This window comes from Ectothiorhodospira shaposhnikovii, from assembly GCF_022227765.1.
Classification (GTDB): Bacteria; Pseudomonadota; Gammaproteobacteria; order Ectothiorhodospirales; family Ectothiorhodospiraceae; genus Ectothiorhodospira.
Map to the genome: position 1 here is coordinate 481,593 of NZ_JAJMLZ010000001.1, position 13,285 is coordinate 494,877.

14 protein-coding genes, 1 tRNA gene and 1 pseudogene are annotated in these 13,285 nt (G+C 62.7%); 10 read left to right on the top strand and 6 right to left on the bottom strand.

The features are described 5' to 3' along the window. Nucleotides 1-15 precede the first annotated feature (15 nt). Both LQD11_RS02290 and LQD11_RS02295 read right to left on the bottom strand, forming a co-directional pair. On the bottom strand, nt 16-216 hold the full coding sequence (locus LQD11_RS02290) for a YgaP family membrane protein (RefSeq protein WP_008931640.1): 201 nt from the start codon (nt 214-216) through the stop codon (nt 16-18). A 47-nt stretch (nt 217-263) separates the two neighbouring features. Beyond that, nucleotides 264-1,562: a citrate synthase gene (locus LQD11_RS02295; protein ID WP_008931641.1), complete on the bottom strand. Its 1,299-nt coding sequence runs from the start codon at nt 1,560-1,562 to the stop codon at nt 264-266. Nucleotides 1,563-1,874: 312 nt separating this feature from the next. Between LQD11_RS02295 and LQD11_RS02300 the strand changes: the two genes are divergently transcribed. Further along, on the top strand, nt 1,875-2,093 hold the full coding sequence (locus tag LQD11_RS02300) for a bacterioferritin-associated ferredoxin (protein WP_238616093.1): 219 nt from the start codon (nt 1,875-1,877) through the stop codon (nt 2,091-2,093). A 161-nt stretch (nt 2,094-2,254) separates the two neighbouring features. Then, complete coding sequence (gene bfr, locus LQD11_RS02305) at nt 2,255-2,719, top strand: bacterioferritin (protein ID WP_008931643.1); 465 nt, start codon at nt 2,255-2,257, stop codon at nt 2,717-2,719. 69 nt (nt 2,720-2,788) lie between these two features. Here bfr and LQD11_RS02310 read toward each other — a convergent pair. Next, nucleotides 2,789-2,865: transfer RNA gene (locus LQD11_RS02310), tRNA-Arg, on the bottom strand. Nucleotides 2,866-3,025: 160 nt separating this feature from the next. On the opposite strand from LQD11_RS02310, the pseudogene LQD11_RS02315 reads away from it, so the two are divergent. Beyond that, nucleotides 3,026-3,442: pseudogene (locus LQD11_RS02315) on the top strand (secondary thiamine-phosphate synthase enzyme YjbQ); the annotation flags it as partial. A gap of 272 nt (nt 3,443-3,714) precedes the next feature. Here LQD11_RS02315 and LQD11_RS02320 read toward each other — a convergent pair. After that, nucleotides 3,715-4,200 carry a DUF2721 domain-containing protein gene (locus LQD11_RS02320; protein WP_238616094.1) on the bottom strand — a complete coding sequence of 162 codons (486 nt, stop codon included), beginning with the start codon at nt 4,198-4,200 and terminating at the stop codon, nt 3,715-3,717. Nucleotides 4,201-4,281: 81 nt separating this feature from the next. Here LQD11_RS02320 and LQD11_RS02325 point away from each other — a divergent pair, with 81 nt between their 5' ends. The 6 genes from LQD11_RS02325 to LQD11_RS02350 all read left to right on the top strand — a co-directional run bounded on the left by LQD11_RS02325 (nt 4,282) and on the right by LQD11_RS02350 (nt 11,230). Beyond that, entirely contained in the window at nt 4,282-5,283 is a 1,002-nt protein-coding gene (locus tag LQD11_RS02325) for a TIGR00341 family protein (RefSeq protein WP_238616095.1), read from the top strand. Between the two features lie 135 nt (nt 5,284-5,418). After that, on the top strand, nt 5,419-6,255 hold the full coding sequence (locus LQD11_RS02330) for an SWIM zinc finger family protein (protein ID WP_238616096.1): 837 nt from the start codon (nt 5,419-5,421) through the stop codon (nt 6,253-6,255). Between the two features lie 245 nt (nt 6,256-6,500). Continuing rightward, complete coding sequence (locus LQD11_RS02335) at nt 6,501-7,493, top strand: DEAD/DEAH box helicase (RefSeq protein ID WP_238616097.1); 993 nt, start codon at nt 6,501-6,503, stop codon at nt 7,491-7,493. Between the two features lie 83 nt (nt 7,494-7,576). Continuing rightward, the gene (locus LQD11_RS02340; RefSeq protein WP_238616098.1) at nt 7,577-8,857 is read left to right on the top strand and encodes a nucleotide sugar dehydrogenase; all 1,281 of its coding nucleotides are present in this window, start codon (nt 7,577-7,579) and stop codon (nt 8,855-8,857) included. Further along, nucleotides 8,857-9,864: an NAD-dependent epimerase gene (locus LQD11_RS02345; RefSeq protein ID WP_238616099.1), complete on the top strand. Its 1,008-nt coding sequence runs from the start codon at nt 8,857-8,859 to the stop codon at nt 9,862-9,864. The genes LQD11_RS02340 and LQD11_RS02345 overlap by 1 nt, the downstream gene beginning before the upstream one ends. 4 nt (nt 9,865-9,868) lie before the next feature. After that, nucleotides 9,869-11,230, top strand: a complete 1,362-nt coding sequence (locus tag LQD11_RS02350) for a phosphohexomutase domain-containing protein (RefSeq protein ID WP_238616100.1) — start codon at nt 9,869-9,871, stop codon at nt 11,228-11,230. Nucleotides 11,231-11,296: 66 nt separating this feature from the next. On the opposite strand, the gene LQD11_RS02355 is transcribed toward LQD11_RS02350, so the two are convergent. Together LQD11_RS02355 and LQD11_RS02360 are read right to left on the bottom strand one after the other, a co-directional pair. After that, nucleotides 11,297-12,133: a peptidylprolyl isomerase gene (locus LQD11_RS02355; RefSeq protein WP_238616101.1), complete on the bottom strand. Its 837-nt coding sequence runs from the start codon at nt 12,131-12,133 to the stop codon at nt 11,297-11,299. Between the two features lie 49 nt (nt 12,134-12,182). Then, on the bottom strand, nt 12,183-12,482 hold the full coding sequence (locus LQD11_RS02360; protein ID WP_008931654.1) for a YciI family protein: 300 nt from the start codon (nt 12,480-12,482) through the stop codon (nt 12,183-12,185). A 158-nt stretch (nt 12,483-12,640) separates the two neighbouring features. Between LQD11_RS02360 and LQD11_RS02365 the strand changes: the two genes are divergently transcribed. Beyond that, complete coding sequence (locus LQD11_RS02365) at nt 12,641-13,267, top strand: L-threonylcarbamoyladenylate synthase (RefSeq protein WP_238616102.1); 627 nt, start codon at nt 12,641-12,643, stop codon at nt 13,265-13,267. Nucleotides 13,268-13,285: the final 18 nt, after the last annotated feature.

Sequence of the window (13,285 nt, forward strand, 5' to 3'; positions counted from 1 at the left end):
CAGGGCCGATTCAGATCAATTGAACGCCTGGCCCGGCTTGATGCCTGCCTTTTTCAGCACGATGGCCAGCGGGCAGAACCCGGTGAAGGCCGACTGCAGCAGGTTCAGGCCCACAAAGGCGGTGAGCCACAGCCACAGCGGGCTGGCCAGGGACAGCAGCAGGCTGAGCAGGATCATTCCGCCGGCAAAGGCAAAAACTGCGCGATCAATCGTCATGGGCATGGCCCTCCTGTGTTTTAGGTTTTCCTAATATACAGGTGGACCTAGCGCTTCTCAATGGGCACGTAGTCCCGGGCGGCGGCGCCGGTGTAGAGCTGACGCGGACGACCGATGCGGGATTCCGGGTCCTGCATCATCTCGCACCAGTGAGCGTTCCAGCCGACGATGCGCGCCAGGGCGAAGATGGCGGTGAACATGTTCAGCGGGATGCCCATGGCCCGCAGGATCAGACCGGAGTAGAAGTCCACGTTGGGGTACAGCTTGCGCTCCTTGAAGTAATCGTCTTCCGTGGCGATGCGCTCCAACTCCATGGCCACCTCGAACAGGGGCTGGTTGTCGGCACCCATCTGCGCCAGCAGTTCATGACACATCTTGCGGATGATTCTGGCCCGCGGGTCGTAGTTCTTGTACACCCGGTGACCAAAGCCCATCAGACGGAAGGGGTCATCCTTGTCCTTGGCGCGGTTGACGAAGTGATCCACGCCCTGACCGCTTTCCACGATCTGCTCGAGCATGCGCACCACGGCTTCGTTGGCACCACCGTGCAGGGGGCCCCAGAGCGACGTGATGCCGGCGGACACAGCGGCAAACGGGTTGGCCTCGGAACTGGCGGACAGCCGCACGGTGGAGGTGGAGGCGTTCTGCTCGTGATCGGCGTGCAGGATCAGGATCAGATCCAGGGCCTTGGCGAAGATGGGGTTGGGCTCGTAACGCTCGGTGGGGACACCGAACATCATGCGCAGGAAGTTCTCGGAATAGCCCAGCTCGTTATCCGGATACAGGAAGGGCTGGCCGATGGCGTACTTGTAGGACCAGGCGGCGATGGTGGGCATTTTGGAGATCATGCGGTGGGCCGAGATCTCCCGGTGCCGGGGATTGTGCACATCCGTGCTGTCGTGGAAGAAGGCGGACAGGGCACCGAACACGCCCACCATGATGGCCATGGGGTGGGCATCGTGGCGGAAGCCGTCGTAGAAGCGACGGATGGCCTGATGGGGCATGGAGTGCTTCTGGATGATACGGGTGAAGTTCTCCAGCTCGGTGGCGGTGGGCAGTTCACCGTACAGCAGCAGATAGCAGGTCTCCAGATAGCTGCTGTGCTCGGCCAGCTGCTCGATGGGATAACCGCGGTACATCAGGATGCCCTTGTCGCCATCGATGTAAGTGATGTCGCTGCGGCAGCTGGCGGTGGACATGAACCCCGGGTCGTAGGTGAAGTAGCCCAGTTCCTTGGACAGGGGGCGGATGTCCACGGTGGCGGGACCGACGGTGCCCTCCAGGACGGGCAGCTCTACCTGCTTGCCGGTTGCGTTATCAATGACCGTGACGGTACGGGGTTTCATGGATTGTCCTCGTCATCCGTTGTTCAGTTTGGACGTTCAGGGACCTGTCAGGTCCCGAGCCTTATTCTTGTGACCAGCCCTTGCAGGTGGCCCAGACGGGGCACACTTTATTGCGATGCAACACCCGGAGTCCATGTTTTCCTGCAAGAAAATACCGGTGTAGCGAGCTGTCCCGGTTGGTCCGGATCGTGCTTTCTAACCGGTTAGGCGCCTTTGCGCAAGAAATTCAGTCTGGATGGTATTGACATTGATTACCATTCAGGCGCAAATTCCCAGCTGGTGTGTCGGATAAGTGAATGAGGATTTAACGGCATGTATGTCTGTCTTTGCAAGGGAATCACGGATCATCAGATCCGCCGGGCGGTGGCCGAGGGCGCTGATAGCATGCGGGATCTGCGCCGGGAACTCGGGGTATGTACCGATTGCGGAAAATGTGGGGTTTGCGCCAATCGTCTGTTGCGCGACACCCTGAATGCGGCGCCCGCGGTCAATGTGTCCATGGCGGATGCACCGCAATGGGCGCTGGGCTGAGAATCCGGGACGTCGTCGGTTGCGTCGCCCGACGGATGACGTCCTCGTGGTGATGGTCTAAACTTTTAGAGTCATTCCAAGTCTGTACTGGGTAGGTACGCTATAAAAAGAAAAGAGATCCTGCCGACCGGGTCCAACACTGACTTCGAGGAGAGCACACCATGAAAGGCGACAAGAAGGTCATCGAATACCTGAACAAGGCCCTCAAGGGCGAACTTACCGCCATCAACCAGTATTTCCTGCACGCCCGCATCTTCAAGAACTGGGGTCTGACCAAGCTGGACGAGTACGAGTACCACGAGTCCATCGATGAAATGAAGCATGCGGACAAGCTCATCGAGCGTATCCTGTTCCTTGAGGGCCTGCCCAATCTGCAGGACCTGGGCAAGCTCTACATCGGTGAAAACACCAAGGAAATCCTGGAGTGCGACCTCAAGCTGGAGCATGAGGGCCATGCCGTTTACAAGGAGGCCGTGGCCTACGCGGAAAAGGTGGGAGACTATCCCAGTCGGGATCTGTTCGCCGCCATCATGGCCGAGGAAGAAGAGCACATCGACTGGATCGAGACCCAGCTTGAGTTGATCGAGCGCCTGGGACTGACCAAGTACGAACAGTCCATGCTGTAGTCGGCCCCCGCCGTGGGGAAACCGACTCCCCACGGCACCCCTCATGAACCAGCGCCGCCGGGCGATGCCTGGCGCCCCGACCACGACTCGAACGTGGGACCTTCCCCTTAGGAGGGGGACGCTCTATCCACCTGAGCTACCGGGGCGGTAAAGAACACTCCGGGTACCGGAGCGTGAACGTAGGCGATTATGGCACAGATTTCCCGCGAGACGCATCCCGTACCGTTGCCGGTCGCGGGACATGTCGCGATTTTGCCGTCGGGACAGGATAGACTCACGCCATGCCGAATACCCGGGACGATACCCATGCCCATTCACCAAGCGCCGTTCACCGTCACCACTCGGGGCCGTGGCCCGGTGGAGATCACCCATCATGTCAATGAACACCTGCGGCAGTCCGGTCTGGAAACGGGTCTGTGTCATGTGTTCTGTTGCCATACCAGCGCCTCCCTGACTATCACCGAAAACGCCGATCCCACGGTACTGCGGGATCTGGAGGGATATCTGGTCCGGACCATTCCCGATGGTGATCCCCGCTATGCTCACGACATGGAGGGGCCGGATGACATGTCGGCCCATATCCGCAGCGTGCTGACCGGCACCGGCCTGACCGTGCCTTTCGCGCGGGGGCGCCTGTCCCTGGGAACCTGGCAAGGGATTTTCCTGTGGGAGCATCGCACCCATGGCCATGGCCGCCGGGTGATCGTGACCTGCCAGGGAGAGGCCCCGGCCTCGACATCAATGCCGTCGGAATCTCGAGGCGTGGAGGCCGACGTCGGCGAACTGCGGCAGGTCCTGACGACCCTGACGGCGGAGCGGGACCAGGCCCTTGCCGAACTGCACAGGGCCACGGCGGCCCTGGCAGAGATGCAGGGCCGGATTCAGGCCTCCGAGGATACCCGGACGGAACTGCAGGCCATCATGGCACGACTGCGGGATATCGGCGGGGGCTGAGCCGTTTCAGTCATTGGGCCACCGAAACATGGGTCCGGTGGTCAGTGTTCCTGTGTGTCCGGCGCAGTGCTCCGGGTGCGTGGCACGTCCTCGTCGTTCAGCGCCATGGCCGCCGAGGCCAGCTGTAGATCGCGTACGAACATCCCCAGGGAGGCGATCAGGCTTGCCATGGCAAACACGAACATGGTACCGATCAAGCGTGGATGTTCCATGCTCAGCAGAAAATCGATGAACACGGTCAGGATGGTCAAGCAGACCAGCATGGCCGTGGCGATGCTGAGCTTGATGCCCAGGTTGATCAATCCCGCCCGTTCATCCAGGATGTCCATTTCCCGGCGATGCAGCTCGAACCGCACCGGTTCGGGCTCCCGCAACCGGTCGGCCAGAGCGCGCTTGCGATCCACGATTCTGGCCAGGCGCACCACGAAGGCATTGATGAATCCGGCAATTCCCACCAACAGGAACACCGGGGCGACGGAAAACTGGATGACCTGAGAAATCAGGACCGGTGAAGTGCCCTCTGTCATCTGAAAGGCTCCTTGCGTTGAGGTGTGTTTCCAGTAAGCAGCGCGGGTTGCAACACGGGTCAGGAGCATGGAGATACGTCGATGCGACTCATAGAAGTCATCAGCCCCGAGTATCTGCGGCCACGCCTGCTGGCACTGGCACAGGCCCATCATGCCATCGACGCCTGGTGCGGGGCCACCAATGAGGATGGCCGAATCTCCGTGCGCATGGTCGTCAACGCGGAAAATACCCAGCGGCTGATGGAAGCCCTGCAAGGCATGATGATGAAGGAACCCACGGCGCGCATCGTGGTGCTGCCCGTTGAAACCACGGTGCCGATGCCGGGGCAACCGGACACCGCGCCCCGGCCCGACGCCCCGGGGGGCAGGGATCTCACCCTTGAGGAACTGTATACCCGGATGGCCAAGGAGGGAAATCTGGATCGTAATTTTGTGATGCTGATTTTTCTGTCCACCATTGCCGCCACCATCGGTCTGGCCGAAGACAACACGGCGGTGGTCATCGGTTCCATGGTCATCGCTCCGTTGCTGGGACCGGTCATCACCTTTGCCTTCGGCGTCTCCATGGGCGCGCGCGCCCTGGCCATGCGCGCCCTGTTCACCGCGTTTGTCGGTCTGGGGCTGGCCGTCCTGCTGAGTCTGGTCATCGGCTTTCTGTGGCCGGTGAGCGTCAGCAATGCCGAAGTGCTGGCACGCACCGAGGTCAATGTCGCCCATGTGGTGCTGGCCCTCACCGCCGGTGCCGCGGGTGTCCTTGCCCTGACCAGCGGCATCACCACCCGTCTGGTGGGTGTCATGGTGGCGGTCGCCTTGCTGCCGCCTGCTGCCGTGTTCGGCATGTTGCTGGGCAAGGGGGAGTTCGAGCCGGCCATGGGAGCGGCGCTCCTGCTCGGCGTCAACGTGATTTGCGTGATCATCGCGGCCCAGTTCGTGTTCCTGTTCCAGGGCGTCAAGCCCCGTCGCTGGGTGAGGGTGGGGCAGGTGGAGCGGTTCACCCCGAAGGACTGGTTCATCTGGCTGTTGATCGGCACGCTCCTTCTGGTCGGCCTGGTGGTTCTGATCCTGGTGCGCGGCGGGTTCTGAAAGGCAGGTGCCCGTCAAGTACATGCGCAGTGTTCGCATTGTGCGAAAATCCCTGAAATTTAAACGCTTGGAGGCGTCAAATCCGGATTTTCGAGTATCTTCGGCGCCTTCACCATTTATCCATCACTGGACCCCATGACCTCGAAACAACAGAAGCAGTGGATCACCCTGAGTGGCATTCGTAAGGATTGCGGATACAGAAACTACGAGCGCGGAAGACGGTACTTCGAGGAGGGGCGCACTGGGCAGATCAAGATCATTCGGCGCGACCATAAGGAATTCAGCTGCCGGGCGGTGACCCGGGGCAGTGGTGGCCGCGTCTATGAACAGTTCTTGCGATTTGTCCGTGTGCGGCCGGATCGCGAGGATGCGTTCGTGGTATTGCACGGTGAATGCAGTTGCCCCGTGGGCGATAACTGCAAGCACGTGGTGTCGGCGGCTCTGGCCATGCGCGAGCAGGAACAGGCCCTGGCGGCTTCCGCTTCGGGTAAACCGCTGTTCCTGCAGTGGCTGGAAGGGGTGGCGGAATCGTCTTCCCTGGCATCCGATGGCTCCGACGAAGCGATACCGAACCAGAACTGCCTGCTGTACCAGCTGACACTCCACGCCGCCGACGGCAGTGCCAGCGTGGGCTTTCGTCTGGCCATCTACCGCAAGGACGGCACGCCGACCAAGGGGCGGGAGGTGAGGTTTGCCACTCTGTTCCAACCCTACGGGTCCACCTATCAGGCCATGACCGAACTGGACAAGGAGATCGTGCAACAGGTGTCGGCCGGGGGTGGTACCAGCACTTTTCCCAGCCCTGCCGCCCATTATCGCCATGATCCTGACGATCGCAACAGCGCTCTCAGGGGCCGCCCCGGGGCGTTGGCACTGGAGATGATGCTCGATTCCGGACGTCTTTTTGCTGCATGCGGACAGGCTGCAGGCCCAGGTGGAGGAGGGGCAGGGCTGGTTCGATCTGAGATTTGATCTGGAGGTGGACGGGCGCAGGATTCCCCTGTTGCCCCTGGTGGTCCACCTGCTGGCCGACTATGTGCCCGGTACCTTGCCGGAGATCCTGTGGCTACCCATGGACGGGGGGCAGTATGTGAAAGTGGCCCGGGAACAGATCGAGCCGGTGTTGCAGACCCTGGTGGATCTGCACGACGAGTTGGGTCCCGATCAGGACGAGTTGCGCCTGTCGCGACAAGAACCCCCGCGCCCAGGCGGCCCAGGTGGTGCGTCATCTGCAGGCCGATCACCGACTGTGTCTGACCGGTACGCCCATGGAAAATCACCTCGGCGAGCTGTGGGCCCAGTTCGATTTTCTGTTGCCGGGCTTTCTGGGCAACCGGGAGCAGTTCACCCGCAACTACCGCACCCCCATCGAAAAACACCGGGATGGGGAGAAACTGCAACGGCTGACCCGTCGCGTGGCCCCCTTCATGTTGCGTCGGACCAAGGATGTGGTGGCCCGGGAGTTGCCGGAGAAATCCGAGTTGTTGCGCAGTACCCCCATCGACGGCAAGCAGGCGGCGCTGTACGAGAGCATCCGGCTCGCCATGGAAAAGAAGGTGCGCGATGCCATCGCGCAAAAGGGCCTGGCGCGGAGCCAGATCACCATTCTGGATGCCTTGCTCAAATTGCGTCAGGTCTGCTGTGATCCCCGCCTGTTGCCGGAGGCATTGCGCGGGGGAAGTACGAAAAAGATACCCTCGGCAAAGCTGGAGATGCTCATGGAGATGCTGCCGGAGTTGATCAGCGAGGGCCGTCGGGTGCTGCTGTTTTCCCAGTTCACCACCATGCTGGGGTTGATCGAACAGGAATTGGCCCCGGCGGGGATCAGCTATACGAAGCTGACCGGCCAGACCCGCAAGCGGGAAGAGGTGATCAGCCGCTTTTGTGACGGTCACGTCCCGTTGATGCTGATCAGCCTCAAGGCGGGCGGGGTTGGACTCAATCTCACCCAGGCGGATACCGTCATCCACTACGACCCGTGGTGGAATCCCGCCGTGGAAGCCCAGGTCACCGACCGGGCCCATCGCATCGGTCAGGACAAGCCGGTCTTCGTCTACAAGCTCGTTACCGAGAACACGGTGGAGGAAAAGATACTGGCCCTGCAGGCCCGCAAGCAGCAACTGGCGGATCAGGTCTATCGCGGCGGCGAGCGGGCACCGGATTCACCCCCCATCGATGCCCGGATGATTGAGGATCTGCTGGGGGGGTGATCCCCCGGGCCTGTCGCCAGCACCCGGGATTTCCGGTATCTTGCGGTCATTCAGGAACACTCCCTTTCCAAGGAACCCACGCAATGAGCGAAAAGATCGGTGTCATCGGTCTCGGGTATGTCGGGCTGCCCGTGGCCATGGGTTTTGCGGCCCACTATCCCGGGACGGTCGGGTTTGATATTAGTGAACGTCGGGTCGGCACGCTCCAGGAAGGCCACGACTTCACCGGCGAGGTCACGCCCGAAGAACTCAAGGCCAGCACCCTCAAATACACCACCGATCCTCGCGATCTGGTGGGAACCACCTTCTTCGTGGTCACCGTCCCCACCCCCATCGACGACAATCGCCAGCCCGATCTGCGGCCGGTGCTGTCCGCCTGCGAGACCGTGGGCAGGGTACTGTCGCCCGGGGCGGTGGTGGTGTTCGAGTCCACGGTCTATCCCGGCGTGACCGAGGAGATCTGCGGACCGCTCCTGGCCCGGATTTCCGGTCTGCGTCAGGGGGTGGACTTCAAGTTGGGGTATTCCCCCGAGCGCATCAATCCCGGTGACAAGGAACACACCCTGACCCGCATCGTGAAGGTGGTCTCCGGCGAGGACGAGGCGACGCTGGAACGGGTGGCCGAGGCCTACGGACGCATCGTCGAGGCGGGCGTCCATCGGGCGCCCACCATCAAGGTGGCCGAGGCCGCCAAGGTGATCGAGAATACCCAGCGGGATCTGAACATCGCCCTGATGAACGAGTTGGCGCTGATCTTCGATCGTCTGGGCATCCGCACCCGGGATGTTCTGGCCGCCGCCGGCACAAAGTGGAACTTCCTGCCCTTCAGCCCCGGTCTGGTGGGGGGGCACTGCATCGGCGTGGACCCCTACTATCTCACCACCAAGGCCAAGGCCGTGGGCTACTACCCCCAGGTGATCCTGGCCGGCCGGCGCATCAACGATGGCATGGGGGCCTACGTGGCCCAGCGCCTGGTGAAGCTGCTGATCGAGCAGGATCGCCCCGTGAAGCAGGGTAGGGTGGGCATTCTCGGGCTCACGTTCAAGGAAAATGTCCCGGACCTGCGCAACTCCCGCGTGCCCGACATCATCAAGGAACTGCGCCAGTTCGGCATCGAACCCCTGATCCATGACCCGCTGGCGGATGCCCAGGAGGCGCACCATGAATACGGTCTGACCCTGTCGCCCCTGGAGGCCTTCCAGGACCTGGACGGGCTGATCCTGGCCGTGCCTCACCGGGCCTACCTGGCGGCGGGGTCCGACAGCCTTGCCCGGCGCCTGGCCTCAAGCGGGGTGCTGATCGACGTGAAATCGGCCCTGTCCCCGTCCGTCGTGGGGGCCACCCAGGCCTATTGGAGTCTTTGATGAAAATCCTGGTCACCGGCACTGCCGGCTTTATCGGCTCGGCCCTGGCCCTGCGTCTGCTGGCGCGGGGGGATGAGGTCATCGGCGTCGATAATCTCAACGACTATTACGACGTCAATCTCAAGCTGGCCCGTCTGGAGCGGGTGAAGGCCCATCCCGGCTTTACGGACGTGCGGGCCGATATCTCCGATCGTGCCGCGATGGAAGACCTGTTCGCCCGTCACAAGCCCCAGCGGGTGGTGAACCTGGCGGCGCAGGCCGGGGTGCGCTATTCCCTGGAGAATCCACACGCCTATGTGGAAACCAATCTGGTGGGGTTCATCAACATCCTCGAAGGCTGCCGTCACCACGGGGTGGAGAACCTGGTCTACGCCTCCTCCAGTTCCGTCTACGGGGCCAACACCACCATGCCCTTCACCGTCCACGACAACGTGGATCATCCCATGAGCCTCTACGCCGCCAGCAAGAAGGCCAATGAACTCATGGCCCATACCTATAGCTCCCTCTACGGCCTGCCCACGGTGGGGCTGCGCTTCTTCACCGTCTACGGCCCCTGGGGGCGCCCGGACATGGCCCTGTTCATGTTCACCCGCAACATCCTGGAGGGCAAACCCATCGATGTCTTCAACTACGGTCGTCATCGCCGGGACTTCACCTATATCGATGACATCGTGGAAGGGGTGATCCGCACCCTGGACCGGGTGGCCGAGCCGAACCCGGCCTGGTCCGGTGCCGAGCCCGACTCCGCCACCAGCTTTGCCCCCTACCGGCTCTACAACATCGGCAACAACCAGCCGGTGGAACTGCTCCATTACATTCAGGTACTGGAGGACTGCCTGGGCATGAAGGCGGAAAAGAACCTGCTGCCCCTGCAGCCGGGTGACGTGCCGGATACCTATGCGGACGTGCAGGACCTGGTGAACGACGTCGGGTATCGTCCGTGTACGCCGGTGGAGCAGGGCGTGGAGAACTTCGTGCGCTGGTATCGGGACTTCTATAAGGTTTGATGCAATGACCGATCGTCTTGCCTGTTTCAAGGCCTATGACATCCGCGGCCGTGTCCCCGATGAGCTGAATCCGGAGCTGGCCCGGCGCATCGGCCGGGCCTACGCCCGCGTCATCCGTCCGGCGGGGCCGGTGGCGGTGGGCGAGGATATTCGTCTGAGCAGTCCGGCACTGGCGCGAGCACTGGTGCAGGGATTGAACGAGTCGGGGGTGGACACCCGGTCCCTGGGACTGTGCGGCACCGAGACCGTCTACCATGCCGCGTCACTGCCCGGCATGGGGGGCGGCATCATGGTCACCGCCAGCCACAATCCCATGGACTACAACGGCATGAAGCTGGTGAAGGCGGGCGCCGTGCCCATCAGCGGCGACAGCGGCCTGAACGAGATCGAGGCCCTGGCCCGTGATGCCGTCCCGGTCGAGGGCCATGTGCAGATGGGCCGGGACGAGCCGCTGGACGTGATGGCCGGCTATGTGGAGCGGGTGCTGGGTCTGGTGGATGAGTCGGTGCTCAGACCGCTGCATCTGGTGGTGAATGCGGGCAATGGGGCCGCCGGTCCCACCTTCGATGCCCTGGCCGCCCGGTTGCCCTTCCGGGTGACCCGGGTTCACCATGCCCCCGACGGCCGTTTCCCCAACGGTATTCCCAATCCCCTGTTGCCGGAGAACCGCAGTGCCACCGCCGACGCGGTGAAGGCCCACGGAGCGGATCTGGGAATCGCCTGGGATGGCGATTTCGACCGCTGCTTTCTGTTCGACGAGCAGGGCCGGTTCGTGGAAGGCTATTACGTGGTGGGGCTGCTGGCGGCCCAGTTGCTGGAACGCCATCCGGGGGAGAAAATTGTCCATGACCCGCGCCTGACCTGGAACACGGTGGAAATGGTTCAGTCGGCCGGTGGCGTGCCGGTGATGAGCAAGACCGGACATGCCTTCATCAAGGAGCGCATGCGTCTCGAAGACGCCCTCTATGGCGGGGAGATGTCGGCCCATCATTACTTCCGCGACTTTGCCTACTGCGACAGCGGCATGATTCCCTGGCTGCTGGTGGCCGAGCGCATGTGCCGGACCGGTCAGCCCCTGTCCGCGCTGGTGGACGAGCGGATGCGGGCCTTTCCCTGCAGCGGCGAGATCAATTTCCGGGTGGCGGACGTGGCGCGGACCCTTGCCAGGATCGGCCAGGTGTTCCGGGATCGTGCCCTGGAAGAAGATGACACCGATGGCCTGAGTATGGGCTTCGGCGACTGGCGCTTCAATCTGCGGGGTTCCAACACGGAACCGGTGATCCGGCTGAACGTGGAGTCGCGGGGGGACGAGGCCCTGATGCGTACCCGGACGGCGTTGCTGTCCGGGCTGATTCAGGAAGCCTGAGTCTTTTCGGCCCTCACCCCAACCCCTCTCCCAAGGGGAGAGGGGCCTGAGTGGGTCGGCCCGCCGTCAGGGAGAAAGGCGGTCCTCACGCACTTCCACCCGGGCTTCCTGTCGGAGCCGTTCCACATAGTCCTGCAGGGCTCTTCGGGCCAGGATCTGCTCCAGTTGTTCCTGCACTTCGGCAAAGGGGGGCGGCTCGATGTCCCGGCTGTCTTCGCGCAGGATCACATGCCAGCCGAATTCCGTTTCCACCGGCTCATGGGTGAAACGGCCATTCTCCAACGCCAGTACCGCGTCCGAGAAGTCCGGCACCATCATGTCCGCGCTGAACCAGCCCAGATCGCCACCGGCGGAGGCGGAGCCATCCTCCGAATATTCCCGTGCCAGGGCCGCGAAGTCTTCTCCCGCCTCAAGGCGTGTGATCAGCGCCGCTGCTTCTTCCTGCGTCGCCACCAGGATATGGCGGGCCCGCAGTTCCAGGGTGTCCATGTCCGCCACCTGACGGTCATATTCGGCGCGCAGGTCCGCCTCGGTGAAGTTCAGGTCGTCCAGAAAATTCTCCACCTGAGTGTTGATCAGCAGGTTGGTGCGCATGCGTTCCATCTGCCGCACCATCCGCGGATCCTTGTCCAGTCCCGCCCTCAGGGCCGCCTGGCGCAGCAGTTCCATGTTGATCAGCTCCTCCAGCGCCATGTCCGGGGTCTGCATGCCGCCATGGTGGCCGGACATGCGGCTCAGGGACAGGAAATCGGCCAGGTCGCTGTCATAGATGGGGCTGTCGTTGACCATGGCCACCGGCTCGCCGCGGGTGGCGTCGGTCGTCGTTTCGGGGTCGTTGCCGGAGCAGGCCGACAGGGTGAAGGCCAGGGCGGCAGCCAGGGGAATCAGCTTGAAGGAGTGCATCTGCAATGGGGTCCTTGTGGTGATGGGCGGGTTCAAGGCAGGGCCGGAATCAGGGAAACACCAATTTGAAGGGCTTGACCGTCACCTGGGCATAGACACCGGCCGCCACATAAGGGTCCGTGTCGGCCCAGGCCTTGGCGGCATCCAGGGAGTCGAACTCGGCCACCACCAGGCTGCCGGTGAATCCGGCTGGACCGGGATCTTCCATGTCCAGGGCCGGGTGTGGCCCGGCCAGCACCAGCCGCCCCGCGTCCTGCAGGGCCTGCAGGCGTTCCAGGTGGGCGGGACGGGCGCCGCGGCGCTTCTCCAGGCTGTCTTCCACGTCCTGGCTGATGATGGCGTAGAGCATCGATGGGACTCCCTGGTTGATGGGTAATGGCGCTTAGGGTAGCGCATGGTGGGGGGTTGGCACAGGGGCGGCTGTTTCAGAACTTCCAAGATGATTCGGGCACAAGCCCGCAGGTCTGATAAAATCACCCTCCTGATACCGAATAACCGGGAATTGCCATGAGCCGCGTGATCGAGATCCATCCGGTGGACCCTCAACCCCGCCTGATCCAGCAGGTGGTGGAAGTGGTGCAGGACGGCGGGGTCATCGTCTACCCCACCGATTCCTGCTACGCCCTGGGCTGCGCCATCGGCAACAAGTCCGGCATGGAGCGCATTCGGCGTATCCGTCAGCTGGATGAGCAGTATCACCTCACCCTGGTCTGCCGCGACCTGTCCGAGATCGCTACCTATGCCAAGGTGGGAAACACTTCCTACCGTCTGCTCAAGAGCCTCACCCCCGGTCCCTATGCCTTCCTGCTCAAGGCCACCCACGAGGTGCCCCGACGCCTGCAGCATCCCAAGCGCAAGAGCGTCGGCCTGCGGGTGCCGGATCACCCCATCACCCAGGCCATGCTCAAGTCCCTGGGACAGCCGCTCATGAGCAGCAGTCTGGAGATGCCCGGCGATGACCTGCCGTTGACCGATATCTACGAGATTCAGGAACGCCTGTCCTCCCAGGTGGACCTGATCATCGACGGCGGCCCCTGCGGCCTGGAGCCCACCACCGTGATCGACATGGAAAGCGACGTGCCTCGACTGGTGCGTCGGGGCAAGGGCGAAGTGCCCCCCGGAGTGGAGGAGTGAGGCCGGTTCGGGCGCGGA

Coding starts and splice junctions, on each gene's coding strand:
- LQD11_RS02290 (WP_008931640.1), bottom strand. CDS start 216: ATGACGATTGATCGCGCAGTTTTTGCCTTTGCCGGCGGAATGATCCTG.
- LQD11_RS02295 (WP_008931641.1), bottom strand. CDS start 1,562: ATGAAACCCCGTACCGTCACGGTCATTGATAACGCAACCGGCAAGCAG.
- LQD11_RS02300 (WP_238616093.1), top strand. CDS start 1,875: ATGTATGTCTGTCTTTGCAAGGGAATCACGGATCATCAGATCCGCCGG.
- bfr (WP_008931643.1), top strand. CDS start 2,255: ATGAAAGGCGACAAGAAGGTCATCGAATACCTGAACAAGGCCCTCAAG.
- LQD11_RS02320 (WP_238616094.1), bottom strand. CDS start 4,200: ATGACAGAGGGCACTTCACCGGTCCTGATTTCTCAGGTCATCCAGTTT.
- LQD11_RS02325 (WP_238616095.1), top strand. CDS start 4,282: ATGCGACTCATAGAAGTCATCAGCCCCGAGTATCTGCGGCCACGCCTG.
- LQD11_RS02330 (WP_238616096.1), top strand. CDS start 5,419: ATGACCTCGAAACAACAGAAGCAGTGGATCACCCTGAGTGGCATTCGT.
- LQD11_RS02340 (WP_238616098.1), top strand. CDS start 7,577: ATGAGCGAAAAGATCGGTGTCATCGGTCTCGGGTATGTCGGGCTGCCC.
- LQD11_RS02345 (WP_238616099.1), top strand. CDS start 8,857: ATGAAAATCCTGGTCACCGGCACTGCCGGCTTTATCGGCTCGGCCCTG.
- LQD11_RS02350 (WP_238616100.1), top strand. CDS start 9,869: ATGACCGATCGTCTTGCCTGTTTCAAGGCCTATGACATCCGCGGCCGT.
- LQD11_RS02355 (WP_238616101.1), bottom strand. CDS start 12,133: ATGCACTCCTTCAAGCTGATTCCCCTGGCTGCCGCCCTGGCCTTCACC.
- LQD11_RS02360 (WP_008931654.1), bottom strand. CDS start 12,482: ATGCTCTACGCCATCATCAGCCAGGACGTGGAAGACAGCCTGGAGAAG.
- LQD11_RS02365 (WP_238616102.1), top strand. CDS start 12,641: ATGAGCCGCGTGATCGAGATCCATCCGGTGGACCCTCAACCCCGCCTG.